Below are 25,810 nucleotides of genomic sequence, written 5' to 3'. Positions count from 1 at the left end.
GCTGCAACCCGAATGATTTTGAGTACATCCCAATGAGTGAAATTACTGAGGCTGGGGCGCCTCTCAGCAATAAGCGCGCCATTCTTTCGTGAAATTGTGCGGGTTGCAATGGGAAAGGGGGGCAGCAATGTCTGAAACTGTGCGATTGCGCTTTAAATAAACCCTTTCAGCTTCCGCAGCGGTCTTTCTGACGGGCCAGACTGGCGATGCGTTTCGCCATGCCTCGAAAAATAAACTGATGAGCGGGCATCATACTGAACCAGTAGAGCAAACCGCTGAACCCGGCCGGATGCCACCACGCGCGAACGTCCAGACTGCGGCTTTCGCCGTGGTCGGTGATAGTGAACGTCAGCCGCCCGAGCCCCGGCGCTTTCATCCCGAATAACAGCGCCAGTTCGCGCTGGGGTTTCAGGCTGATCACTTTCCATCCGTCAATTTTATCGCCGATTTTCAGCGCATCCCGGTCAGGGCGGCCATACTGCACGCCACCGCCGAGCAGATCGTCGATGCGTGCCCGCGTCCTCCATAATCCGTTAGCGTAAAAATAGCCTTCCGCGCCACCGAGTTTCTGCACCACTTTCCACAGAGATGCTTTTGATGCCGACGTTTCCAGCGTAAAGCCTGCCTGTTTCGGGTAGTAACCGTAGCCTGGCCGCCAGCGCGCACGGGCGTCCGGGTCATAGCCCCAGTCGGGCGAATCCATGACCTGCTGTTGTTCCTTTTTCAGCGTGCGGCGAATCGCCTCATCAATCGAAATCAGCTCCTGCGGGATCAGCGCCTGAAGCGCATCACTGTCGGCGGGCAGATCGTGGTTCAGCCCCTGAATCAGCGCTTTAGCGAGCGATGTGGGCACTGAGGTAATGAGGCTGAGGAAATACACCGAAACAAAAGAGGTCGGCAGCGGAACGGGGATCAGCCAGCGACGTTTCCCGCTCAGGGCAATAAAGCGCTCGAACAGCGTCTGATAGCTAATGTACTCCGGCCCGGCGGCGTCAAAAATACGGTTTCCGCTGGCAGGTAAAGTCACCAGACCCTGCAAATAATTCAGCAGATTTTCCAGCGCCACCGGCGAGGATTTCGAGCGAACCCACTTCGGCGGCGTGAGAACGGGCAGGTTGTACACCATGTCGCGCATGACTTCGAACGCCGCTGAACCTGCGCCGATCACAATGCCGGTACGCAGTTCGGTGACCGGAATATTGCTCATCCGCAGCAAATCACCGGTCAGTTTACGCGCCTGCAAATGGGGGGAATGGTTGCCTTCCGGCTGCATGGAACCGAGATAAACAATGTGTCTGATGGAGGAGTCGCGCAGCGCCAGCAAGGTGTGCTGCGCGGCCTGGCGCTCTTTTTCCAGCAGGTCGTCATCTTCTGACATCGCGTGAACCAGATACACCAGCACGTCGGCATCTTCGAAGGCGCGGGCCAGCGTTTTACTCTGGTAGACATCCGCAAAACAGCAACGGACGTGAGGCCATTTTTGTTGTTGCAGCCATTCGATGCGCCGCGCAGCCGCAGTGACCTGAAAACCGTGCTGGCTCAGGTGGGCAGTCAGATGTTGTCCGATATATCCGCTGGCGCCGAGGACGACAATTCTTGGCATAATCCGTTTGCTCTGAGTGTAGGGGAAATCATGAAAATACGGCGGCAGCCGGAGGGCTTGCCGCCGCAGACAGGTTGACTGTCAGGCGTGCTGGTGCAGGAATTCCTGCCACAGGGCGATGACTTTTTGCAGGTCATCACGGCTGATGTTGATGTGAGTCAGCACGCGGGTCAGCGGTCCGGCGCTGATGATGACACCGCGCTCACGCATCCACGGGCCCATTTTTTCGGCCAGTTCTGCGCTCTGTTTGATGTACAGAACGTTGGTCTGCGGGCCGGGCTCAGCGATTTCTACGCCGATATTGCTCAGCTGTTCAGCCAGCCATTGCGCGTTGTCATGGTCATCTTTCAGACGCGCTACGTTGTTTTCCAGCGCATAAATGGCCGCTGCGGCCAGAATACCGGACTGGCGCATCCCGCCGCCGGTCATCTTGCGCCAGCGGTTCGCACGATGGATGTACTCTTTGCTGCCGACCAGCAGGGAACCAATGGGTGCGCCCAGACCTTTTGACAGGCAAATGGTCAGGGTGTCGCAATATTGGGTGATTTCGCTCAGCTCAACGTTCAGCGCTACTGCGGCATTCATGATGCGCGCGCCATCAATGTGCAGCGCCAGCCCTTTTTCGCGGGTAAACGCGTAAGCTTTTTGCAGATAATCGAGCGGAAGTACTTTGCCGCTGTGCGTATTTTCCAGGCTCAGAAGACGGGTGCGGGCAAAGTGAATGTCATCGGGTTTGATGGCAGCGGCGACTTTATCCAGCGGAATGGAACCGTCGGCGGCCATATCTAGCGGCTGCGGCTGAATGCTGCCGAGAACGGCGGCACCGCCGGCTTCATACATATAGTTGTGGGCTTTCTGGCCGACAATATATTCTTCTCCGCGCTGACAGTGCGTCAGCAGGGCAACCAGATTGGCCTGTGTGCCGGTCGGTAAAAACAGCGCGGCTTCTTTGCCACACAGTTTCGCGGCCAGGTCCTGCAAAGCATTTACCGTTGGGTCATCGCCGTAGACATCATCGCCGACTTCAGCGCTGGCCATCGCCTGACGCATAGCTTCGCTGGGGCGGGTTACAGTATCACTGCGTAAATCGATCAACGTAATAATCCTTCTACCAGGTGAATGTTAAGTGGAGGAAAAAGCGGGCAACCTGTGCCCGCCTGACTCTCCACTATATCCCTGTCGGGGTTACCGCAGCCAGTTGGTTTTTGCCAGTTCGATGACTTCGTCACCCCGGCCGCTGATCACCGCCCGCAGCATGTAGAGGCTGAAGCCTTTTGCCTGCTCAAATTTAATCTGCGGCGGCATCGCCAGTTCTTCGGTGGCGGTGATGACATCCACCAGCACCGGCCCCTGATAAGCAAACGCGTCCTGCAATGCCGCGTCCACGTCGGAAGCTTTTTCCACGCGGATCCCTTTGATCCCTGCCGCTTCGGCAATGGCCGCAAAATCCGGGTTCTTCAGCTCGGTGCCGTCGGTCAGATAACCGCCGGCTTTCATCTCCATCGCCACAAACCCCAGCACGCTGTTGTTGAATATGACAATTTTCACCGGCAGTTTTTGCTGCGCCAGCGTCAGGAAATCGCCCATCAGCATGGCAAAACCGCCGTCTCCGCACAGCGCCACCACCTGACGCGTGCGGTCAATCGCCTGCGCCCCGATGGCCTGCGGCATGGCGTTGGCCATCGAGCCGTGGTTAAACGAACCGAGCAGACGGCGCTGGCCGTTCATTTGCAGGTAACGGCATGCCCAGACGGTAGGCGTGCCGACGTCGCAGGTAAAGATGGCGTTGGCATCGGCGAAACGGCTGATTTGCTGTGCCAGATATTGCGGATGGATCGCCTGTTTGTCGTTCGGCGTTGCCAGCGCATCGAGATCTTTGCGCGCTTCTTCATAATGCTTCAGGGCTTTGTCGAGGAACTTACGCCCGGTTTTCATCTGCAATTGCGGCAGAACGGCGGTCAGGGTGGATTTGATATCGCCGACCAGCGCCATATCAACGTGGCAGTGCGCGCCGATACTGCCCGGATTGATATCTATCTGAATGATTTTTGCGTCCGTCGGATAAAACGCGCGGTACGGGAATTGCGTGCCGAGCAGGATCAGCGTGTCGGCATTCATCATGGCGTGGAAACCGGAGGAAAAACCGATCAGCCCGGTCATCCCGACGCTGTACGGATTATCCCATTCAATATGTTCTTTGCCGCGCAGGGCATGGACTACTGGCGCTTTCAGGGTTTCCGCCAGCTTGATCACTTCGTCGTGTGCACCGGCACAACCGCTGCCGCACATCAGGGTGATGTTGGTCGCGGCATTGAGCAGTTCGGCCAGCTTATCCAGTTCGGTCTGCTGAGGCTGTACTTTCGGCAACTGCGGCGGATACCAGCTGACTTTGGCGTCTTCCGGTGCCGGTTTCAGCGCAACGTCGCCGGGCAAAACAATCACGGAAACGCCGCGGTTCAGGATCGCCTTGCGCATGGCGATCGCCAGCACCTGCGGGAGCTGTTCCGGGTTGGTGACTAATTCACAATAGTGGCTGCATTCGCGGAATAATTCGGTCGGATGGGTTTCCTGAAAATAGCCGCTGCCGATTTCGCTGGAGGGAATATGCGCCGCGATGGCGAGCACCGGGACGTGGTTGCGATGGCAGTCGAACAGGCCGTTGATCAGATGTAAGTTGCCGGGGCCGCAGGAACCGGCGCAAACCGCCAGTTCACCGGTGATTTGTGCTTCGGCACCGGCGGCAAAGGCGGCGACTTCTTCATGACGCGTGCCGAGCCATTCGATGGTGCCCATGCGGTTCAGGCTGTCGCTCAGCCCGTTAAGCGAATCGCCGGTTACGCCCCAGATTCGTTTTACGCCTGCTGCTTCAAGAGTTTTCGCCAGATATGACGCTACGCTTTGTTTCATCAACTGATTCCCTCCGGTGTGCCCGTGCTCTTCGTTATGCACGAAGTCTTCGGGCGGGTTTTAAATAAGTGGATTAAGCATAGTCCACTGATTACATCCATGAATGCACAGCCTTAAACCATACAAAATTACGCGGGGAGGGAAGGTGAAGTTTTGTAAATCTGCCCGCGCAGACTGTAAAAAGTCATGAGCGGGCAGTGGGAGGCGCGGGGATCAGGCGAGCGTGACGTCGCCCTGAAGCTGACAGCTGCACGCCAGAACGTAGCCCTGCGCGACTTCCTCGTCGGTGAGCGTCATGCGGCTGGTGGTCGTGTAGTCACCGGACAGCACGCGGGTTTTGCAACTGCCGCAAACGCCCGCGCGGCAGGCCGCCATGACCGGCAGTTTATACTGTTCCATGGCGGCCAGCAGCGTTGAACCGACCGGCACGCGGAAATTTGCAAGCGGCGTCAGGCGGGTCAGCGTCAGTTGCTGGTCTGCGGAAACAACCACTTCTGTGGCCTGGAACTGTTCCTTAACGATGTTTTGTGGCGGAACACCCAGCTCGGCTGCCCATTTCCCGGCCAGTTCCATATAAGGCGCGGGCCCGCAAATCATCACCCGGCGCGCAGTGATATCCGCCACCTGGCTTTGCAGTAAGTCCTGACTGAGACGCCCTGCAATCTGGCCCGGTGCCGCGTCATTTTCAGCCAGAATGGTCAGACGAAGTTGCGGATATTGCGCCGCCATACGCTGCCATTCTTGCGCAAAAATGACGTCCTGCGGGCTGCGGACGCTGTAAAACACCTGCACGCTTTGTGCCGGAGAATGCGCCAGAACACGGCGTGCGATGGACATCACCGGCGTTACGCCGCAACCGGCGGCCAGCAGTAATAAAGGCTGCGGTGTTTCACAGGTGAATTCGCCCTGAGCGTCCGAAAGCCACAGGTAATCGCCCGGTTTAACCTGTTGCGTCAGCCAGCCGGAGCCTTCACCGCCGTCAATCCGGCGCACCGTCAGCTGGATAAACCGGCTCAGGCCCGGCGTGGAAGAGAGCGTATACGCGCGCTGTATGTCACCGCTCTGGCCGATATTCACCAGAGCAAACTGACCCGGCTGATACGGATAAACGTCGTGACTAATCAGCGACAACGTCCAGACATCGGGCGTTTCCTGCGTAACGGAATACACCTGCATGCGGTTCTGGCACAGCGCCGTCGGCTGGTCAGGATATAAAGGAAAGTTCATCTCAGATTTACTCCGCCAGCATGGTTTTCAGATCCTGCTCAACCGACGTAATCGAACGCAGGCCGAACTGTTCGTTGAGCACCGCCAGCAGATTGTCGGTCAGGAAGGCCGGAGCCGTCGGTCCGGTGGCGATGTTTTTCACGCCCAGTGACAACAACGTCAGCAGGATCACAATCGCTTTCTGCTCGAACCATGAAAGCACCAGACTCAGCGGCAAATCATTCACGCCACAACCGAGTTTTTCGGCCAGATTGACCGCCAGAATAATCGCGGAGTAAGCGTCGTTACACTGACCGACGTCCAGCAGACGCGGCAGGCCTTCAATTGTGCCGAAGTCCAGTTTGTTGAAGCGGTATTTCCCGCAGGCCAGCGTCATGATCGCGCAGTCTTGCGGCACGCTGCGCGCCAGATCGGTGAAGTAACTGCGTTCGCCGCGGCTGCCGTCACAACCGCCGATCAGGAAGATATGGCGCAATTTTTTGGCGGCAACTAAATCAATCACGGTATCGGCTGCACTGAGCAGCGTCTGGCGACCAAAGCCGACGGTAATTTCCTGTTCGATTTCGCTGTAAGGGAAACCGGTCAGTTGCAACGCCTGGCTGATCACCGGCGCGAAATCTTCGCCTTCCAGATGCTGTACGCCCGGCCAGCCGACGATGCTGCGGGTCCAGATACGGTCGCCGTAGTTGCCGACGTTAGGGTCAATAATACAGTTGGAGGTCATCACCACCGGGCCGGGGAATTTGGCAAACTCAACCTGCTGATTCTGCCAGCCGCTGCCGTAGTTACCGGCCAGATGCGGGAATTTTTTCAGTTCCGGATAACCGTGCGCAGGCAACATTTCGCCGTGGGTATAAATATTGATGCCGGTGCCGGCGGTCTGTTCGAGCAGCATCTGCAAATCTTTCAGGTCATGGCCTGAAATCAGAATCGCTTTCCCTGCCAGCGGGCGCACATTGACGGACGTCGGGCGCGGATGGCCGTAAGCGTCCGTTTCGCCTTTATCAAGTATCGCCATCACGCAGAAGTTCATTTTGCCGATCGCCATCGCGTTTTCGAGCAGCACGCCCATGTCGGAAGGTTGCGTACCGAGCCACGCCATCAGACGGTGATATTCGGCATAAATCGCGGTATCCGACTGGCCGAGAACGTGCGCGTGTTCCATGTAAGCCGCCGCACCTTTCAGGCCGTACAGGCACAGCATGCGCAGCCCGTGAATGTCATCGCCGATCTGCGCTTTGTCGCCGTTAAGCGCAAATTGCTGAGCCTGTTGTTGCAGATCATTCAGGTTATCGCTGACCAGTTCCAGTACCGCCAGCGGGTGATCCACGGTGATTTCCGGATCCATCAGACGGCAGCGAACCGCCAGCGCTTCACGGTGAATAATCGCTTCACGCGCGTAGCCGACGATACGGTCAGAATCGAAGTTGACGTTGGTCAGCGTGGAGAAAAAGGCCCGTGGCGCGAAGCTGTCAATGTCTTCATCGACAATGCCGTAACCGCGCGCCGCCAGCGCCCAGGCCGATAAGCCCTGTAAAACGGCGACCAGCAAGTCCTGCAAATCGGAAGTTTCAGCGGTTTTACCACACATACCCTGCGCATAAGCGCAGCCATTGCCCGCCGGGGTACGGACTGTTTGTTCACATTGCACACAAAACATCATGAGGTCCTTTTATAAAGTTGCATTTTAAATGCTTGTTTTAATGCAAGCCTAAGACCGGCGGTAAAAGAAATGAAGGAGTTTTTAAGACAAAGTGGGGGGAAGTTGATTTAAAGCAATTTTTGCAGGGGTATTTCCCGCTGTCAGAAAACAGCGGGAAGGGCAGACATCAGGCGGAGAAAAAGGCCATCAGCACCGGTGCGATCAGGCTTAACACAAAACCGTGAACCACAGCGGGCGGCACCATATCCAGCCCGCCGCTGCGTTGTAAAACCGGCAGGGTGAAATCCATCGACGTTGCGCCGCACAGGCCCAGCGCGGTCGAACGGCTGCTGCGGACCAGCGTCGGGATCAGCATGATGGCGCAAAGCTCACGCGCCAGATCGTTGAAGAACGCGGCGCTGCCAATCACCGGCCCGAACGAATCCGTCAGAACGATACCGGAAAGGGAATACCAGCCGTAACCTGAGGCCAGCGCCAGACCGGTTTTCAGCGGCAAACCGAGCAGCAGGGCGGCAATTGCACCGCCGATTAACGCACTGACTGCCACCACGAGCGCGACCATCATGCCGCGGCGATTGAGGATAATCTGGCGCAGCGTCATGCTGCTGTTGCGCAGTTGCAACCCCACCAGCGCCAGCAGGAATAACAGGGCGATTTCACTGGCCTGCGAAGCGAAGGTCAGCCAGTGCCATTGCGTCAGGCCGAGTGCAAAACCGACGATGACGACGCCGCAAAGTTTCAGGGATTCCAGCGCCATGTGGACGCGTGAAGGCAGCTTTTCCTGCTTGTGCTGGGTTTTCCACGGACGGCGGCGTTCGAGCAACCATAACGCGGCGTAGTTCATCACGAAAATGCACAGGAAGCAGACGGCGGCATATTTGAAAATCAGTAATAAATTCGCGCTGAGATTGTCGAGGAAAGCCAGACTGATGCCCATAATAAAAAGAATGACGTACACCATCCAGCTCAGCAATTGGTTAACCAGATGCAGCAGGGACCGGTTTTTGAGCGGAATGAGATAACCGACAATCAGCGGCAAAAGAATAATTAACAGCCCGGAATACATAATGCAAAAATCCCTGAAAAGTGAGGTTCCATGAACGGAGCGCGACACAGAAAATGCCGCCCGACACGCTAACGAAAAGTAACCAGACTGTAAAGCGGCTTCCGCACGCAGTGCGCGTTCTGCGGGCTTGACCTGAACCCTTTTTTAACGCCATGCTCAGGGAAGCACTGAGCGCACAGGAGGCGTCTGATGTATCTGGAACATATTGATATTGTCGGTTTTCGGGGTATTAACCGGCTGTCTTTGACACTGACTCAGCCCGTGCAACGCGGCGCTTCAATTACCGGTTCTGCCAGTCAGGGACAGGCAGAATCCTTCCTGACCAATACGGTTCTGATTGGTGAAAACGCCTGGGGTAAATCCAGCCTGCTCGACGCCCTCACACTGCTGCTTTCACCTGAACCCAAACTTTACTGCTTCAAAGAGGAAGATTTCTACTTTCCCGCCGGGGAACAGGAATCCAAATCACAGTATCTGCACGTCGTGTTTACGTTTTGTGAAAACCAGGCAGGGCACCATACGTCACCGCGATTTAATCCGTTATCCCCTTTATGGGTGAAATGTGCCGACAAGCTGAACCGGATTTATTACCGGCTGGAAGGCGAGCTGGACGATGACGGCAGCGTGATGACCTTGCGCAGTTTTCTGTCGTCAAACGGTCAGCCGTTAAATCTGACAACGATCGACCCGCTGGCGCAGGCGCTGATCCGTCTCAATCCGGTACTGCGTTTACGCGATGCACGCTTTATCCGCCGTCTGCGCAGCGAAACGCTGGCACCTCGATTGGCGGTGAATAATGAAGAACTGGCGAAACAGCTTGATGAACTGACGCGCGGACTGGTGCATAACCCGCAAACGCTGACCAACAGCGAACTGCGCAGCGGGCTGTCGGCGATGCAGCAGTTACTGGAGCACTATTTTGCCGAGCAGGGCACATCAAACAGCATGCCGTGGCAGCAAAAACGGCATGGCCGCGCCGAGAGCCGCCGGGCGTGGCGCTCGCTGGATAACATCAACCGCATGATTGCAGAGCCGAACAGCCGCAGCATGCGCGTGATGCTGCTGGGGATGTTTTCCACTTTATTGCAGGCGAAGGGTTCAGTGGTGTTGCATCCGGACGCACGACCTTTATTGCTGATTGAAGACCCCGAAACCCGTCTGCATCCGATCATGTTGTCGGTGGCGTGGGGATTGCTGGATCAACTGCCGTTGCAACGGATCACGACAACCAATTCGGGCGATTTGCTTTCCCTGGTGCCGGTTGAGCAGATTTGCAGGCTGGTGCGTGAATCCGGGCGCGTCGCGGCTTACGGTATCGGGCCGGAAGGGCTGAGCATGGAAGACAGCCGCCGGATTGCTTTCCATATCCGCTTCAACCGGCCTTCGTCTTTGTTTGCGCGCTGCTGGCTGCTGGTGGAAGGCGAAACGGAAGTATGGCTGCTCAATCAGCTGGCGCGTCAGTGCGGTTACCATTTCGAATCTGAAGGCATCAAGGTGATTGAGTTTGCGCAGTGCGGCCTGAAGCCTTTGCTGCGTTTCGCCCGGCAGATGGGCATCGAGTGGCATGCGCTGGTCGACGGCGACGAAGCCGGACGCAAATACGCGGCGACGGTCATTTCTAACGTGGAAAATCACGACGATACGCTGCGTTACCGCCTGACGGCGTTGCCGGCGCAGGACATCGAGTATTTTCTGTATCGCGAGGGGTTTGAAGATGTGTATCGCAAGAATTCGGCGATAGCGGCGAATGTGCCGATGGCGCCGCGACGAATTATCGATAAAGCGATTCACCGCAGCTCGAAGCCGGATCTGGCCATTGATGTGGCGATGGCGGCGTCTTTGCGGGGAACCGCGTCGATACCTCCGCTGCTGCGGCAAATGTTTTCCCGCGTGGCCTGGCTGGCGCGCGGCAGGGCGGATTAAGCCGCCCGTGCTTCCTGTTTCCCGACCGGATTACCGTGTCCGCGGGTGAAGGTCTGGCGGATCTGGCTTTCAAGATCATCGAGCAACTGATAGCGACGGCGGTATTCGGAGCGACGTTTACTGGCGATTTCTTCCAGCGGCCGGTGGGCAATCTGGCGCGGCAGATGGAAATATCCGTCTTCGCCCGGTTTTGCCTCCATCGTTTCCCAGAAGCTGTCGTAATCGGCAAATACCATGCCTTTGCGTTTTTTATAGCGCGGATTTTCATAAATGTGCGTGCGGTTGCCGACCGCCACAATCTGCGTCATGCCGGTGACATCCGCGAGCGTCGTCAGTGCTTCAATCACCAGACGCTTTGGAAATAACCCGTGGCAGGCTTTGGTCGCGCGCTGAATTTCCTGATGATCCACATTCGCCTTCGGTCCCTGCAATGCGCCAATAAACAGCGTCGGTTTCCCCTGATATTCAATAAATGAGAACGTCACGATGGCAATGGAAACGCCTTCGGCATTATGGAATGTCAGCGTGGCTTCGCCTTCTTTATCCAGGCGCGCGATAGCGTTGAAGGTGATGGCATAACGCTGCTCTTCTTTGCCGGTCAGCGTGGCGATCGCCATCTCTTTTTTGCTGAGATAACCGTGATTAATCGCATCCGGCAGGCAGTGGCCGATCATGTCGTAGTGATCGGTAATGCGCTTCATCGCCTGTTCCGGCGTGATATTGGCGGTCTGATAAATACGGTGCAATTTGCACGGCAGGCTAGGCATCGCCGCCAGAATTTCATCGCGCTGCGGATGATGCGCGAGATAATCGAGCATTGCGAATGTCCGGCGCGGATGCAGCAGCGCACGGTACAGGAATTTGAACCGGTAACGCGGCAATTTCCATGACGGACCCGGCACCGTGCGGCAGAAGAGTAACGCCGTCATCAACTGAAGGCCGGAAAGCGGAGCCTTTTCTGCGGAAGGGTAGCTGAAAGTGGTCATGGGATTACCTGTCAAAGTGAACCGGATATCGGTAACGGTTATTTCAACAGGGAGCGAATAAACAGGTGCGCAACGGGGCAAATTATGGAGAAATTGAACGTGATTTGTTGAGATTGTGTTTAGACTTAATTTGTTTTATGTCCTGTCTTAGCAATCGGTGTTTAAAAAATGACCTTTTTTTTGCGTGCAGGGCTTGAAGCCAGAAGCATTCTCCCCCATAAATAAAAATGCCAGTCAGAGAGTGACCGGCATTTGATTTGTTAATGAACACACGCTGAGCGTGATTCGAGTCTGTGTGCTGAACTGGTCAGGCGACCGCTTCGCTTTCCACCGGAACAATGAGGCTGGCATGATTCCCCTTTGGGCCTTCATGAACGTCAAAATTGACCTGCTGTCCGGCCTTGAGTGTCCGGTAACCCTCCATCTGGATTGTGGAGTAGTGAGCGAAGATGTCTTCACCGCCATTTTGCGGGCAAATGAAGCCAAAGCCTTTAGCATTATTGAACCATTTAACAGTACCCGTCTGCATGCTGCTACATCCCTCTCATGACTAGTCTGGTAGTAAATAGATAAAGCCAGTTGAGTGAGCACGAAGGCCAGAACGCAGCAGATAAACACCTGTTCAGGCCTGTTTACTATCCGTTCAGCTCACGAATTTACACTCTAGTGGAATAGAGTTGGACGTCAAGGAAACGGCATTTGTCCCAAGGGAGCAGATAACCAAACTTTGAAGCAGGTAACGCTATTGACATATTTTGTTAAAATTTCGGTAGCGGAGTCGGGTGCAGGGAAGACATTTTGTGCAGCGGCAAGGTGAAGCCAGAAATGGTAAAATACCGTAATTACAACATGAGACTCCGCAGAAAGTCTTTATGTCGGTGTATTTGGCTTCCAATACGATCTTCACAGGTGATGAACAGGCAATGGGCAATAATCAAGACTGGCTAAACTTTGAACATTTGACGGCGAATAAACAAAAGGATGAGGTAAAACCGCCATCTATGTATAAAGTTATATTAAACAACGACGATTACACTCCAATGGAATTTGTGATTGACGTTCTGCAAAAGTTCTTTTCTTATGATATTGAACGTGCAACGCAACTGATGCTCCAGGTGCACTATAGAGGTAAAGCGGTCTGCGGTGTATATACCGCAGAAGTCGCGGAAACCAAAGTCGCACATGTGAATGAGTACGCCAAGGAGAATGAGCATCCGTTGCTGTGTACGCTGGAAAAAGCCTGATTAAGGCAATCTATTTGGGAGGTGCCTATGCTCAATCAAGAACTTGAACTCAGTCTCAACATGGCTTTCGCAAGAGCCCGTGAGCACCGGCATGAGTTTATGACCGTGGAGCACCTGTTGCTGGCGTTGCTCAGCAACCCTGCTGCCCGTGAAGCGCTTGAAGCTTGTACAGTAGATCTTGTGGCCTTGCGCCAGGAACTGGAAGCCTTCATCGAGCAAACCACACCCACCTTACCTGCCAGTGAAGAGGAACGTGATACCCAGCCAACGCTGAGTTTCCAGCGCGTTCTGCAACGTGCGGTTTTCCACGTCCAATCTTCCGGTCGCAGCGAAGTGTCTGGCGCCAATGTTCTGGTTGCGATTTTCAGCGAGCAGGAATCACAGGCCGCCTACCTTCTGCGCAAACATGATGTCAGCCGCCTTGATGTGGTGAACTTTATTTCGCACGGTACCCGTAAAGATGAAACGGGCGGCCAGGCGCAAAACAATGCGGAAAACCCAGTTAACGAAGAGCAGTCGGCGGGGGAAGATCGTATGGAGAACTTCACCACTAATCTTAACCAGTTGGCGCGCGTAGGTGGCATCGATCCGCTGATTGGACGTGATAAAGAACTTGAGCGCGCGATTCAGGTGCTCTGCCGTCGCCGTAAAAACAACCCGCTGCTGGTGGGCGAGTCCGGTGTTGGTAAAACTGCCATTGCCGAAGGTCTGGCATGGAGAATCGAGCAGGGCGATGTGCCGGAAGTGATGGCCGACTGCACGCTCTATTCGCTGGATATCGGTTCCTTGCTGGCGGGCACTAAATACCGCGGTGATTTCGAAAAACGTTTCAAATCTCTGCTGAAACAGCTTGAGCAGGATAAGAACAGCATTCTGTTTATTGATGAAATCCACACCATCATCGGTGCCGGTGCGGCGTCGGGTGGTCAGGTGGATGCGGCTAACCTGATTAAACCGTTGCTGTCGAGCGGTAAAATCAGAGTGATCGGCTCAACGACGTATCAGGAATTCAGCAATATCTTTGAGAAAGACCGTGCTCTGGCACGTCGCTTCCAGAAAATTGATATTACTGAGCCAAGCGTTGAAGAGACCGTTCAGATTATCAATGGCCTGAAAACTAAATACGAAGCGCATCACGACGTGCGTTATACCGCGAAAGCGGTGCGTGCGGCGGTTGAGTTGTCGGTTAAGTACATCAATGACCGTCACCTGCCGGACAAAGCTATCGACGTCATTGACGAAGCGGGCGCCCGCAGCCGGTTGATGCCGGTCAGTAAACGCAAGAAAACCGTTAACGTCAGCGACATTGAAAGCGTGGTTGCGCGTATTGCCCGTATACCAGAAAAAACCGTTTCGGCCACTGACCGCGATGTGCTGAAAAACCTGGGCGATCGTCTGAAAATGCTGGTCTTCGGGCAGGATCCTGCGATCGAAGCACTGACTGAAGCGATCAAAATGAGCCGCGCCGGTTTGGGTCAGGATCATAAACCTGTCGGTTCATTCCTGTTCGCCGGGCCTACGGGTGTTGGTAAAACAGAGGTCACGGTTCAGCTGGCCAAAGCGCTGGATATCGAATTGCTGCGCTTTGATATGTCGGAATATATGGAGCGTCACACGGTCAGCCGGTTGATTGGTGCGCCTCCGGGATATGTCGGGTTTGATCAGGGCGGTTTGCTGACGGATGCGGTTATTAAACATCCTCACGCCGTGGTGCTGCTCGATGAAATCGAGAAAGCCCATCCTGACGTCTTCAACCTGCTGTTGCAGGTTATGGATAACGGGACGCTGACCGACAACAACGGCCGTAAAGCGGACTTCCGTAATGTCATTCTGGTGATGACCACCAACGCCGGTGTGCGTGAAACGGAACGTAAGTCGATTGGTCTGGTTCATCAGGATAACAGCCCGGATGCAATGGAAGAGATCAAACGTACCTTTACGCCGGAATTCCGTAACCGTCTGGACAACGTAATCTGGTTCAACCATCTGTCTACGGATGTTATCCAGCAGGTTGTTGATAAGTTTATCGTTGAGTTGCAGGCGCAGCTGGATGCCAAAGGCGTTTCACTGGAAGTCAGTGATGAAGCCCGCGACTGGCTGACGGTGAAAGGCTATGACCGTGCTATGGGCGCGCGTCCGATGACCCGTACCGTTCAGGAAAACCTGAAAAAACCACTCGCCAACGAGCTGTTGTTTGGTTCTCTGGTGGATGGCGGTTCTGTCTCTGTGGCACTGGATAAAGAGGCCGACAAGCTGACTTATCACTTCATGAGTGCGCAGAAGAAAAAACCGGAAGGCGCGGTGCACTGATTTTTTATCCGTGACGAAAAAACAAAAGGCGATGTGAAAACATCGCCTTTTTTCTTTCTGAGATTCTTTATTTAATTACAGGAATTAGTGAGGGATTTCAGAAAGGATAATGAAACAAATGCCGAATTGCGGATACCACAAAACGCCCTTGCAAAAGCAGGAAGGGCGAAGAGGGTATCCTCAGGGATCGCCGGAAAATCAGCGATGAGTGAGCCGCTTATTAACGGCTACGGAAGACAATGCGGCCTTTGCTCAGGTCGTACGGGGTCAGCTCTACAGTGACTTTGTCGCCCGTCAGGATGCGGATGTAGTTCTTACGCATTTTACCGGAGATGTGAGCGGTAACTACGTGTCCGTTTTCTAATTCTACGCGGAACATAGTGTTTGGCAGCGTATCAAGTACGGTGCCTTGCATTTCAATGTTGTCTTCTTTGGCCATCGAATCCTCTAGGTCTAACTACCATAGTTTTTAACCGGCAAGATAATGCCGAAAAACCCACATTATGTAAAGAAGTATGGTCCATGACCGCACCTATTCCCTATCCTTCGGGAACACCGGCAGGTCTTCGTCATGTGGGGATAAGTCTTGTGGCAACCAGCAATCCGGTGCTAGCGCGCGTTGCGAAAGTTCGGATAACTGCTGCAAAAATTGGCGGCGGGGGATCTCTCTCGCACCCAGCGACGCAGTGTGAGGGTTGAGCACCTGACAGTCAATCAGTTCTCCTCCATTGCGGGAAAAATGTTGGCAAAATACCATCAGTGCACACTTGGAGGCATTTTCCCGGCGGCTGAACATCGACTCACCGCAAAATAATCCGCCGACGGATACGCCGTATAAACCACCGACCAGCTCATCATTTTCCCAAACCTCAACGGAATGCGCGCGGCCAGCTTCATGCAATTCCTGATAGCCGCGCTGCACCAGAGGGCCAATCCACGTACCGTCTTCACGCTGCATAGCACACGCGCGGATGACCTGCTCAAAACGCTGGTTGATTGTGTAACGGTAAGGTTTTTTACGCATGAAACGTTGCAGGCTGCGGCTGGCGTGACGTTCTTCGGGAACCAGAATGGCGCGCGGATCGGGCGTCCACCAGAGGATCATCTCGCCGGGTTCAAACCAGGGAAAAATCCCGTTCTGATAAGCTGAAAGCAGGCGCGGCGCGGTAAGATCCCCGCCGATAGCCAGCAGGCCATTCGGCTCCAGTAATGCAGTGTCCGGATCCGGAAAATGAACTGAATTGGCCTCAAGCTTAACTAACCGCATAGATCTCCTTATCCGGCGACCTGAAGGCCGCCGCTAAAAAACTGGAACAACATCAACCTCGTGACAGAAAGCGTGCGTAACGCCCCTGTGCGGCGGCCAGTGTCTGGTGATCACCTTGTTCCACAATCTGACCCTCTTCCATGACACAAATTCTGTCGAAAGTTTCCAGACCGTGGAGGCGGTGCGTCACTAAGAGTAGCGTCTTATTCTGACAATGCTTGTGCAGCAGTGCCAAAATATGTTGTTCCGTTTCGGCGTCCAGCCCTTCAGTTGGTTCATCGAGCAACCACAGCGGGGCATCGTGCAAAAGGGCGCGGGCAAGGCCTAAACGACGCTGTTCGCCGCCGGAAAGCTGACGGCCACCTTCGCCCAGCCACGCGTTCAGCCCTTCGTTTTCCAGAAGGACGTGCAAATCAACTTGTTTCAGAACGTCGGTAATCTGTTCATCGGAACATTTTGGCGACGCCATCCGCAGGTTTTCACGCAACGTGGTGTTGAAAACGTGTACGCGCTGGCTGACGACGGTGATCGTTTGGCGCAGCGTCGCTTCATCGTATTCCGTGATGTCATGTCCGTTAAGCATCAGCGAACCACTGCTGATGTTCCAGCCGCGCGTCAGCAACTGCAACAGCGTAGATTTACCACAACCGGTCTGGCCGAGCAGCGCGATATGTTCACCCGCGCAGACATCCAGCGTGATATTTTTCAGCACCGGCAACGGCTGGCCCGGATAGGTGAAATTAACGTCTTTTAGCGAAAGGCTAACCTGCTCAGCCGCAAGCGGACCTTGTGCAGGGAAATTCACGTCGGCAGGCTGATCGATAATCTGGCTGACGCGCTGAGCCGAAGCGATAACCTGCCCGAGATGCTGGAAGGCCGCAGCAACCGGCCCGAGCGCTTCAAACGCCGCTAACGGCGTGAAGACAAACAACGCAATCAGCGCGCCGGGTTGCGGGAAGGCACTCAGACCACCCGCTGCCAGCCACAGCATCAGCGTCACGGTCAGACCGGCTGCGGCAATGACCATCGCCTGTGACAAACCAGTCAGCTTTGCCTGCTGTTGCTGGCGCAACATCCAGCGGCGTTCAATATCATCCAGTTGCTGACGAAATTGCGGCTGAGCGCCAAAAACCACCAGCTCGCCTTGCCCCTGCAACCATGCAGTTAGCTGCGTACGGTAATCGCTGCGCAGCGCCGTGAGTTCGCGGCCCGCAGGTTTTCCTGCGCGGTAGAACATCACCGGCAGAACCACCATCATCGCCAGCATGATGGCACCCAGCGTCAGGGCCAGCGTGACATCGATAAAACTCAGGCCGAAGGTCACCAGAATAATCACCACCATCGCACTGATAAGCGGTGATATTACGCGCAGATAAAGGTGATCCAGCGTATCGACATCGGCGACGAGGCGGTTGAGCAAATCAGCCTGACGAAAACGCGCAATACCGCCCGGTGTCAGTGGCATGATTTTGGTGAATGTGAACACGCGAAGGTGAGCCAGTACGCGGAAAGTCGCATCATGGCTGACCAGCCGCTCGGCGTAACGTCCTGCGGTTCGGGTAATAGCCCCACCGCGCACGCCTGCCGCAGGCAACATGTAGTTAAACGTATAGAGCCCCGCCAGCCCGGCAACGGCAGAGGCCGCCAGGAACCAGCCGGAAAGCGTGAGCAGCCCGATGCTGGCCATCAGCGTGACGATGGCCAGAATGACGCCCAGCGACAGGCGGAACCAGTGACGGCGATATAACGCGAGATAAGGCAGAAGAATTCTCATGATTACAGCTCCTTACTGCGCTGAGATAACAGACTGGCGAACAATCCACCCTGAGCAACCAGTTGCGTGAATGTGCCGCGCTCTGCGATTTGCCCTTTATCCATGACCCAGATTTCGTCGTAGTCGCGTGTATCTTCCAGCTGATGGGTAACCAGCAGCGTAGTCTGCGATCGGGACGCCTCGTTTAAGGCACTCATCACGCGTTTTTCGCTGTGTGCGTCAAGGCTGGCCGTCGGTTCATCTAGCAGCAATAACCGGCAGGGAGAAAGCAGGGCGCGCGCAACAGCGACACGCTGCGCCTGACCCACCGACAGTCGCGCCGCGCTGTCGCCCAGTTCAGTTTCCAGTCCCTCAGGCAGCAGCGGCAGGAATTCATTCACATACGCACGGTTAATTGCACTTTGGAGTTGTGCTTCGCTGATATCTGGCTGATTCAAAAGAATATTCGAACGCAGCGTCTGCTCCGGCAGATGTGGGTTCTGGCCGACCCAGCTAAGTTGTTTACGCCATTCATCATTGCGCAACGATTTCACCTCAATGCCGCTGGCACTCAGGGAACCCTGATATGGCAGAAAACCGAGGAGCGCACTGAGCAGGGAGCTTTTGCCCGCACCGCTCAGCCCGACAATCGCAATGCGCTGTCCTGCCGGAACAGTAAAGGTCAGCGGCCCTGCCAGCGTTTTCCCCTGCGGCGACTTAACCAGCAGGTCTCGCGCCTCAAGTGAAACGTCATAACCCTGCGGCCAGCTTTTATCACCGTCACCCATTTCGGCTTCTTCGGCGCTCAGGAAGGTCAGCAGGCTTTCAGCCGCGCCGACCGCCTGCGCTTTAGCGTGATAAAACGCGCCTAAATCACGCAGGGGCTGGAAGAATTCTGGTGCGAGGATGAGCACCAGGAAGCCCGCAAAGAGCGTGACCGGCGTACCGTAGCTGCCAAAATTGAGCTCGCCAAGGTAGGAAAAACCGAAGTAAACGGCGACGACGGCGATGGAAATTGAAGCGAAAAACTCCAGAACCGCAGAGGACAAAAATGCCAGACGTAAAACGTCCATGGTGCGCGCACGGAAGTTCTCAGTGGAGCGTTTGATTTTCTCCACTTCGGCAGAGCCGCGGTTGAAGAGGCGTAAGGTGTCCAGACCCCGCAGGCTGTCGAGGAAATTACCGCTCAGACGCGCGAGGGCGACAAAGTTACGACGATTTGCATCCGCCGCGCCCATGCCAACCAGCGCCATAAACAGCGGGATTAGCGGGGCAGTGACGAGCAGAATTAATCCGGCAGCCCAGTTAATTGGGAACACGCTGACCAGAATCAGCAGGGGAATAATCCCGGCTAATGCAATTTGCGGAAGGTAGCGGGCATAGTAATCCTGCATATCTTCGATTTGTTCAAGAATGATGCTGGCCCAGCTACCGGCCGGTTTACCCTGAATCCACGCGGGTCCCAGTTTTTCGAGGCGGTCCAGAACCAGTTTACGCATTTCCTGACGAATAACCCGCCCGCAGATAAAGCCAACCTGTTCACGTAACCAGGTCACGACGGCGCGCAGAATAAACGTCAGGGCCATCAGCAGGAAGCTTTGTAAGAGCGTTTCACGCGGCGCATGTTCAATGATCAGACTGTGCAGTAATCCGGCCATCAGCCAGGCCTGCGCGAGGATCAGCAAACCAGAAAGCAGGCCCAGCATCATAGACAGTCGGATCCAGCCTTTAGCGCGGGAGCTTTGTTGTTTTAACCAGCGGATAAGTTCTTGTTGTCGTGTTTTATTCATCAGGCATCAGTCTGCGCAGCAATCCGGATGGGAGGGCGCTCATGTTACATGCTCAGACCACAAACTGAAAATAATAAGGCGGCAATTACGCCGCCTTATTCGTTACTCTTTGTATGGACTCTATGCCCAATAACTACCCGAAGGAGTAATTATAAATCCGGGGCTTGCGATAAACCGTCCAGATAGCGTTCGGCATCCAGCGCGGCCATACATCCGGTTCCCGCAGAGGTAATTGCCTGACGATAGATATGATCCATGACATCGCCGGCAGCGAAAACGCCCGGAATGCTGGTCTGTGTTGCGTTGCCATGCGAGCCGGACTGCACTTTGATGTAGCCATCTTTCAGTTCCAGCTGACCTTCGAAAATGCCGGTGTTCGGGCTGTGACCGATAGCGATGAATACGCCAGCCACATCAACCTGCGATTTTTCGTCAGTACGGACATCAAGCAGGCTCGCGCCGGTGACGCCCATCTGATCGCCGACCACTTCGTTCAGCGTTTTGTGCGTGTGCAGAACGATGTTGCCGCTGGCGACTTTATCGTTCAGACGGTCAACCAGAATTTTTTCCGCACGGAAACTGTCCCGACGGTGAATGAGGTGAACCTCGGAGGCGATGTTCGCCAGATAAAGCGCTTCTTCTACAGCCGTGTTGCCGCCGCCGACTACCGCAACTTTCTGATTGCGGTAGAAGAAGCCGTCACAGGTTGCACAGGCAGACACACCGCGGCCTTTAAATGCTTCTTCAGAAGGCAGACCGATATAACGTGCCGAAGCACCGGTGGCGATAATCAGCGCGTCACAGGTATATTCGCCGCTGTCACCGGTCAGGCGGAAAGGACGGTTCTGCAAATCAACTTTGTTGATATGGTCGAAAATGATTTCGGTATTAAATTTGGTCGCGTGCTCGTGCATGCGTTCCATTAAGCCCGGACCGGTCAGACCTTCCGGATCGCCCGGCCAGTTTTCCACTTCCGTGGTGGTGGTCAGCTGACCGCCTTTTTCGACACCGGTGATTAAAACCGGGTTGAGGTTAGCGCGTGCAGCATAAACTGCCGCGGTATAACCCGCCGGGCCAGAGCCCAGAATCAATAATTTACTGTGTTTAACCGTACTCATGCGTAATTCATCTCCGCGATGGCGACTAGCGATAGACCGATTGTAGGGAAAATAGCGCGTTAAAAAAAGCAAACTCAGATGTTGTTAACGATTTGTCTGATAGTTTTTACTGCCGAACCCGCGTAGAAAGGATTTCGCTGCAGGTAACTGTTTGATGGTTAGAGTAAAAAAACAGCGTAAAGACATGAATGCGCTGGCAGGTTGTTTGCCCGTACGCGGACTTTTGATGACAAATCACGGCAGTTTGTGTGGATTTGACTGAAATAAGGCGTGAACGGAATTGTTATTGTTCAAAGATTAAAGATAGCTAAAAAGGCGCGCTGGCTTTTCAATCTGGCACGTTCTTCTGATTTTGCTTCTTTTACTTTGACAATCCGCTGTGCATTTGCGAAAACATCAGGGGAAGAAGAAATTAACTGCCTGTCTGTGACTTGAATTTATGCAATTGGCTGCTACCAGACCCGTTCTGGTCTTGCTTTTTGACTTTTTAGTTACAGCAGGGTTTAGTGAATCAGGTTGGCTGTTTACAACCTATTAATTTCGCAAGGTTATTTCTTTTGAGTATCCGCTTATACGGCCGTGTTCCTTTTGACAGGGGATCAACACGACTTTTGGATGCGTGAACCTTAATAATCGGGTCTTCGCTTGGGACAACCCTTAGACATTGAAGTTGGCTGGGGTATGGCAGGTGCAGGGAAGGACAGCAGAGAGACAATAATAATGGTAGACAACAAAAAACGTCCGGGAAAAGATCTCGACCGTATTGACCGTAACATCCTCAACGAATTGCAAAAGGATGGCCGGATTTCAAACGTCGAGCTTTCCAAACGTGTGGGATTATCTCCGACTCCATGTCTGGAGCGCGTTCGTCGTCTGGAACGTCAGGGCTTCATCAATGGCTATACCGCATTGCTCAACCCGCATTATCTGGATGCTTCGTTGCTGGTATTTGTTGAGATCACTCTCAACCGCGGCGCGCCAGATGTGTTTGAGCAGTTCAATGCGGCAGTACAAAAACTCGAAGATATTCAGGAGTGTCATTTGGTTTCTGGGGATTTCGACTATCTGTTGAAAACCCGCGTACCTGATATGTCGGCTTACCGTAAGTTGTTAGGTGAGACTTTGCTTCGTCTGCCGGGCGTTAACGACACCCGTACCTATGTGGTAATGGAAGAAGTGAAACAGACGAATCGCCTGGTCATTAAGACACGGTAATTGTCAGGTGCAAAACCTTGCATTTTTAGCTACACTCCTGTGTATCTATACAGCTATGGCGCCGGGGTCTACTCTCGGCGCTGTTGCTTTTTCTCAGTTCACAGGAACCTGGAGAGCCTTTCTTGAGCCAGGAATATACAGAAGATAAAGAAGTTACCCTTAAAAAACTGAGCAATGGTCGCCGACTCCTGGAGGCTTTGCTGGTGGTGGTAGCGATTTTTGCTGCTTATTTAATGGCGGCATTGGTGAGTTTTAACCCCTCTGATCCAAGTTGGTCTCAGACCGCATGGCATGGGCCTATTCACAACTGGGGCGGTGGTGTGGGTGCCTGGATGGCCGACACGCTGTTCTTCATTTTTGGCGTATTTGGTTACGCTATTCCCCCTATTATCCTGTGTCTGTGCTGGGCGGCTTTCCGTCAGCGGGATAATCAGGATTTTGTCGATTATTTTGCTTTGTCGCTTCGCCTTATCGGGACGCTGGCGCTTATTGTCACGTCCTGCGGTCTGGCATCCGTCAACGTCGATGACCTTTACTACTTCGCGTCGGGCGGTGTGATAGGCAGTTTGCTGAGCACAGCGATGACGCCGTACTTCAACAACGTCGGGGCAACGCTGGTTCTGCTGTGCGTCTGGGCGGCCGGGCTGACGCTGTTCACCGGCTGGTCATGGCTGACGATCGCTGAAAAAATCGGCGGTGCAGTGCTTGGTGTCACTAATATCGTGACCAACCGTTCACGCCGGGATGAAGATTACGAATACGACGAGCAGGACGATCCGTTACTGGAAGACGATGACGAAAAACCGGTAGCGAAAGTGGCTCCTGCCGCGGTTGCTGCTACTGCGGCGGCGGCTGTGCCAGAGGCTGTCGCGGCTTCAGAAGCTGACGAAGACGACGTTCTTTTCTCTGCGCCTTCCGTGACTAATCCGGCAGTACAAACGCCTCCGGTTACGCCGGTTATTGCGGCCGAACCAGCTCCGGCTATGGCGGCAGAAACAGTGAATCCGTATGCGGCTGAACCGCCGGTGGCAGAAATAGCTCCCTCTCCGCAAGCACCGCAGCCTGCGGCTCCGCCGTTATATAACTTCGAAATTCCGGAAGAGACACCTGTGCCACGTCATCCGCAGCCGGTACAGCAATCACCTTCTCCGGCACCGGTTCAGCGCAGCGATGACGATGGTCCGAGTATGGGTAACTGGCAGACGGCGGTTGAGCATTCACGTTCTCCGTTTGATTTCAGCTCTGCGGCACCTGATGCGGCGCAAATTGCGAGCGTCGCGGCCACCGCAGCACTGGCAACCGGTCTTGCGCAGGCAGGGCAGTCGGCGGCAACGTCTGCCGGCAATACTTTTATGCCAGCGTTCAGCGCCGTGAGTGATGAAAATCCTCAGGTGAAGAAAGGCTTCGGGCCGGAATTGCCGCGTCCAAATCCGGTGCGTATCCCAACGCGTCGTGAACTGGCTTCCTACGGGATTAAATTGCCGTCGCAGCGCATCGCCGAACAGCAGGAAAATGCACAAGCTGCCGCGCAAAAAGAGGCAGAACACGCTGACTGGCATAACGATCCTCTGGCGCAGGCTGATGAGGAAGCCCGACAGGAAGCGGCGTTGCAGGAAGCTTTTGCGGCTCAGCAACAGGAACGCTACGGTGAATCTGTCACCGAAGATGAGCCTGATGAAGAAGCAGCGTTGCAGGAAGCGGAATTACGTAACGCGTTTGCAGCGCGGGAAAACGCCCGTTATCAGCAGGACGTCGAACCGCAAAGTGGTCTTGTTCAGCATCATCACTCGCAGAGTCTGCCGCCAGAGGCGACAAATACCGTTGCGGATGATTTCGCTGCCGCTGCGATGAAACTGAGCCAGCACGATGCGTTTAGCTTCTCGCCAATGGCCGATCTGGTTGATGATACGCCGTCAGAACCGTTATTCACGTTGCCAGCTCAGGCAGAAGAAGAGCCGCAACTTGCTGCGTTTGCACAACAGCCGCCTTATCAGCGTCAGGCCGCTTCAGAGCCTGTGCAGCATGCGCAGGAATATGAAGCGCCACGTCAGTCATCGCCGTCTGCACAGCCTGATATGGACAGCCTGATCCACCCGTTCCTGATGCGTAATGAGCAGCCGCTGGTCAAGCCGACAACGCCGCTGCCGTCCCTGGATTTGCTGACCTCGCCACCGGCGGAAGCAGAACCTGTTGACGAGTTCGCCCTCGAGCAGATGGGCAATCTGATTGAAGCGCGCCTGAACGATTACCGCATTAAAGCGGATGTCGTCGGAAAATTGCCAGGTCCGGTCATCACACGTTTTGAGCTGGATCTTGCGCCGGGCGTGAAAGCCGCACGAATTTCTAACCTGTCGCGTGACCTTGCCCGTTCATTATCCGCCGTCGCCGTGCGCGTCGTGGAAGTGATCCCCGGCAAGCCGTACGTTGGTCTGGAGTTGCCGAATAAAAAGCGCCAGACAGTGTATCTGCGTGAAGTGCTGGACTGCGCGAAATTCAAAGAAAGTACCTCTCCGCTGACGATCGTGTTGGGTAAAGACATTTCAGGCGAGCCCGTTATTGCCGATCTGGCGAAAATGCCGCACTTGCTGGTGGCCGGTACAACCGGTTCCGGTAAGTCTGTGGGTGTGAACGCCATGATCCTCAGCATGTTGTATAAATCCAAACCAGAAGATGTGCGCTTCATCATGATTGACCCGAAAATGCTCGAGTTGTCCGTGTATGAAGGGATCCCGCATCTGCTGACCGAAGTGGTTACCGACATGAAAGATGCAGCGAATGCGCTGCGCTGGTGTGTCGGTGAAATGGAGCGTCGCTATAAACTGATGTCCGCGCTGGGTGTGCGAAATCTGGCGGGTTACAACGAACGCATTCTTGAGGCGGAAGCGATGGGCAGACCGATTCCCGATCCATTCTGGAAGCCTGGCGACGGTATGGCTGCAGAACCGCCATATCTGCAAAAAGAACCGTTTATTGTGGTGATGGTCGACGAATTTGCTGACCTGATGATGACCGTCGGTAAAAAAGTGGAAGAGCTGATTGCACGTCTGGCACAGAAAGCCCGTGCGGCCGGTATCCACCTGGTTTTGGCAACACAGCGTCCTTCCGTCGACGTCATTACCGGTCTGATCAAGGCGAACATCCCGACCCGTATTGCCTTCACGGTATCGAGCAAAATTGACTCCCGCACCATCCTCGATCAGGGCGGCGCAGAATCGCTACTGGGTATGGGTGACATGCTATATATGGCGCCAAACTCGTCGATTCCGGTTCGTGTTCACGGCGCATTTGTTCGTGATCAGGAAGTGCACGCGGTGGTTCAGGACTGGAAAGCCCGCGGTCGTCCTAAGTACATCGAAAGCATCGTTTCCGGTGGCGACGATGGCGAAGGCGGCGGTCTGGGTCTGGACGGTGATGAAGAACTCGATGCCCTGTTTGATCAGGCCGTTGCGTTTGTCGTCGACAAGCGTCGTGCGTCCATCTCAGGGGTTCAGCGTCAGTTCCGTATCGGGTATAACCGTGCGGCGCGAATTGTGGAACAGATGGAAGCGCAGGGCATTGTCAGTGCACCGGGCCATAACGGTAACCGCGAAGTGCTGGCTCCGCCATCACACGAATAAATCATTGGGTTTTGCCGGGTTTTGTTAAGAGGGGTCGCGAATGCGGCCCTTGTGCAAAGATGCGTAAAATGACTGCTTTTCAGATGATTGAGCTACCACCAGGGCGTTGCCTCGGATAGAG

The 25,810-nt window shown here is 54.7% G+C and carries 19 protein-coding genes; 6 read left to right on the top strand and 13 right to left on the bottom strand.

Annotation, left to right across the window (positions count from 1 at the left end; genetic code table 11):
* Positions 1-166: 166 nt before the first annotated feature.
* From GW579_RS06375 to GW579_RS06350, 6 genes are all read right to left on the bottom strand, one after another.
* Positions 167-1,603, bottom strand: coding sequence for a DUF2867 domain-containing protein (locus GW579_RS06375; RefSeq protein ID WP_165058127.1), 1,437 nt, complete (start codon positions 1,601-1,603; stop codon positions 167-169).
* An 81-nt stretch (positions 1,604-1,684) separates the two neighbouring features.
* The gene (ltaE, locus tag GW579_RS06370; protein ID WP_165058125.1) at positions 1,685-2,698 is read right to left on the bottom strand and encodes a low-specificity L-threonine aldolase; all 1,014 of its coding nucleotides are present in this window, start codon (positions 2,696-2,698) and stop codon (positions 1,685-1,687) included.
* A gap of 90 nt (positions 2,699-2,788) precedes the next feature.
* The gene (gene poxB, locus GW579_RS06365) at positions 2,789-4,510 is read right to left on the bottom strand and encodes a ubiquinone-dependent pyruvate dehydrogenase (RefSeq protein ID WP_165058123.1); all 1,722 of its coding nucleotides are present in this window, start codon (positions 4,508-4,510) and stop codon (positions 2,789-2,791) included.
* Positions 4,511-4,723: 213 nt separating this feature from the next.
* A complete protein-coding gene (gene hcr, locus GW579_RS06360; RefSeq protein ID WP_165058121.1) occupies positions 4,724-5,737 on the bottom strand; it encodes an NADH oxidoreductase in 1,014 nt (337 codons plus the stop codon).
* Between the two features lie 7 nt (positions 5,738-5,744).
* Positions 5,745-7,397, bottom strand: a complete 1,653-nt coding sequence (gene hcp, locus GW579_RS06355; protein ID WP_165058745.1) for a hydroxylamine reductase — start codon at positions 7,395-7,397, stop codon at positions 5,745-5,747.
* A gap of 169 nt (positions 7,398-7,566) precedes the next feature.
* Entirely contained in the window at positions 7,567-8,466 is a 900-nt protein-coding gene (locus tag GW579_RS06350) for a LysO family transporter (protein ID WP_152324213.1), read from the bottom strand.
* A gap of 189 nt (positions 8,467-8,655) precedes the next feature.
* On the opposite strand from GW579_RS06350, the gene GW579_RS06345 reads away from it, so the two are divergent.
* Positions 8,656-10,389, top strand: a complete 1,734-nt coding sequence (locus GW579_RS06345; protein ID WP_165058119.1) for an ATP-dependent nuclease — start codon at positions 8,656-8,658, stop codon at positions 10,387-10,389.
* Here GW579_RS06345 and GW579_RS06340 read toward each other — a convergent pair.
* Positions 10,386-11,375, bottom strand: coding sequence for a VirK/YbjX family protein (locus GW579_RS06340; RefSeq protein WP_152324211.1), 990 nt, complete (start codon positions 11,373-11,375; stop codon positions 10,386-10,388). The two genes, GW579_RS06345 and GW579_RS06340, sit on opposite strands and share 4 nt — an antisense overlap.
* A gap of 307 nt (positions 11,376-11,682) precedes the next feature.
* A complete protein-coding gene (gene cspD / locus GW579_RS06335; RefSeq protein ID WP_152324210.1) occupies positions 11,683-11,904 on the bottom strand; it encodes a cold shock-like protein CspD in 222 nt (73 codons plus the stop codon).
* Between the two features lie 394 nt (positions 11,905-12,298).
* On the opposite strand from cspD, the gene clpS reads away from it, so the two are divergent.
* Together clpS and clpA are read left to right on the top strand one after the other, a co-directional pair.
* Positions 12,299-12,619, top strand: coding sequence for an ATP-dependent Clp protease adapter ClpS (gene clpS / locus GW579_RS06330; RefSeq protein ID WP_104924673.1), 321 nt, complete (start codon positions 12,299-12,301; stop codon positions 12,617-12,619).
* 27 nt (positions 12,620-12,646) lie between these two features.
* A complete protein-coding gene (gene clpA / locus GW579_RS06325) occupies positions 12,647-14,929 on the top strand; it encodes an ATP-dependent Clp protease ATP-binding subunit ClpA (protein WP_152324209.1) in 2,283 nt (760 codons plus the stop codon).
* Between the two features lie 220 nt (positions 14,930-15,149).
* Here clpA and infA read toward each other — a convergent pair whose 3' ends face one another.
* The 5 genes from infA to trxB form a co-directional block, all read right to left on the bottom strand.
* Positions 15,150-15,368, bottom strand: coding sequence for a translation initiation factor IF-1 (infA, locus tag GW579_RS06320; protein WP_002211347.1), 219 nt, complete (start codon positions 15,366-15,368; stop codon positions 15,150-15,152).
* Positions 15,369-15,461: 93 nt separating this feature from the next.
* Positions 15,462-16,196, bottom strand: a complete 735-nt coding sequence (gene aat, locus GW579_RS06315) for a leucyl/phenylalanyl-tRNA--protein transferase (protein WP_165058117.1) — start codon at positions 16,194-16,196, stop codon at positions 15,462-15,464.
* A 52-nt stretch (positions 16,197-16,248) separates the two neighbouring features.
* Entirely contained in the window at positions 16,249-17,970 is a 1,722-nt protein-coding gene (gene cydC / locus GW579_RS06310) for a heme ABC transporter ATP-binding protein/permease CydC (protein ID WP_165058115.1), read from the bottom strand.
* A gap of 2 nt (positions 17,971-17,972) precedes the next feature.
* Positions 17,973-19,739, bottom strand: coding sequence for a heme ABC transporter permease/ATP-binding protein CydD (gene cydD, locus GW579_RS06305; protein ID WP_152324206.1), 1,767 nt, complete (start codon positions 19,737-19,739; stop codon positions 17,973-17,975).
* Positions 19,740-19,888: 149 nt separating this feature from the next.
* Positions 19,889-20,857, bottom strand: coding sequence for a thioredoxin-disulfide reductase (gene trxB / locus GW579_RS06300; RefSeq protein ID WP_120161190.1), 969 nt, complete (start codon positions 20,855-20,857; stop codon positions 19,889-19,891).
* 270 nt (positions 20,858-21,127) lie between these two features.
* Between trxB and GW579_RS06295 the strand changes: the two genes are divergently transcribed.
* From GW579_RS06295 to GW579_RS06285, 3 genes are all read left to right on the top strand, one after another.
* Positions 21,128-21,292 carry a hypothetical protein gene (locus GW579_RS06295; protein WP_165058113.1) on the top strand — a complete coding sequence of 55 codons (165 nt, stop codon included), beginning with the start codon at positions 21,128-21,130 and terminating at the stop codon, positions 21,290-21,292.
* Positions 21,293-21,577: 285 nt separating this feature from the next.
* Positions 21,578-22,072, top strand: a complete 495-nt coding sequence (gene lrp / locus GW579_RS06290) for a leucine-responsive transcriptional regulator Lrp (RefSeq protein ID WP_013574775.1) — start codon at positions 21,578-21,580, stop codon at positions 22,070-22,072.
* A gap of 122 nt (positions 22,073-22,194) precedes the next feature.
* On the top strand, positions 22,195-25,689 hold the full coding sequence (locus GW579_RS06285) for a DNA translocase FtsK 4TM domain-containing protein (protein ID WP_165058111.1): 3,495 nt from the start codon (positions 22,195-22,197) through the stop codon (positions 25,687-25,689).
* The last annotated feature ends 121 nt before the right edge of the window (positions 25,690-25,810 follow it).

This window comes from Rahnella contaminans, from assembly GCF_011065485.1.
GTDB classification, from domain to species: domain Bacteria; phylum Pseudomonadota; class Gammaproteobacteria; order Enterobacterales; family Enterobacteriaceae; genus Rahnella; species Rahnella contaminans.
This window is presented reverse-complemented; position numbering and strand designations above follow the sequence as displayed.

Coding starts and splice junctions, on each gene's coding strand:
- GW579_RS06375 (WP_165058127.1), bottom strand. CDS start 1,603: ATGCCAAGAATTGTCGTCCTCGGCGCCAGCGGATATATCGGACAACAT.
- poxB (WP_165058123.1), bottom strand. CDS start 4,510: ATGAAACAAAGCGTAGCGTCATATCTGGCGAAAACTCTTGAAGCAGCA.
- hcr (WP_165058121.1), bottom strand. CDS start 5,737: ATGAACTTTCCTTTATATCCTGACCAGCCGACGGCGCTGTGCCAGAAC.
- hcp (WP_165058745.1), bottom strand. CDS start 7,397: ATGTTTTGTGTGCAATGTGAACAAACAGTCCGTACCCCGGCGGGCAAT.
- GW579_RS06350 (WP_152324213.1), bottom strand. CDS start 8,466: ATGTATTCCGGGCTGTTAATTATTCTTTTGCCGCTGATTGTCGGTTAT.
- GW579_RS06345 (WP_165058119.1), top strand. CDS start 8,656: ATGTATCTGGAACATATTGATATTGTCGGTTTTCGGGGTATTAACCGG.
- GW579_RS06340 (WP_152324211.1), bottom strand. CDS start 11,375: ATGACCACTTTCAGCTACCCTTCCGCAGAAAAGGCTCCGCTTTCCGGC.
- cspD (WP_152324210.1), bottom strand. CDS start 11,904: ATGCAGACGGGTACTGTTAAATGGTTCAATAATGCTAAAGGCTTTGGC.
- clpS (WP_104924673.1), top strand. CDS start 12,299: ATGGGCAATAATCAAGACTGGCTAAACTTTGAACATTTGACGGCGAAT.
- clpA (WP_152324209.1), top strand. CDS start 12,647: ATGCTCAATCAAGAACTTGAACTCAGTCTCAACATGGCTTTCGCAAGA.
- infA (WP_002211347.1), bottom strand. CDS start 15,368: ATGGCCAAAGAAGACAACATTGAAATGCAAGGCACCGTACTTGATACG.
- aat (WP_165058117.1), bottom strand. CDS start 16,196: ATGCGGTTAGTTAAGCTTGAGGCCAATTCAGTTCATTTTCCGGATCCG.
- cydC (WP_165058115.1), bottom strand. CDS start 17,970: ATGAGAATTCTTCTGCCTTATCTCGCGTTATATCGCCGTCACTGGTTC.
- cydD (WP_152324206.1), bottom strand. CDS start 19,739: ATGAATAAAACACGACAACAAGAACTTATCCGCTGGTTAAAACAACAA.
- trxB (WP_120161190.1), bottom strand. CDS start 20,857: ATGAGTACGGTTAAACACAGTAAATTATTGATTCTGGGCTCTGGCCCG.
- lrp (WP_013574775.1), top strand. CDS start 21,578: ATGGTAGACAACAAAAAACGTCCGGGAAAAGATCTCGACCGTATTGAC.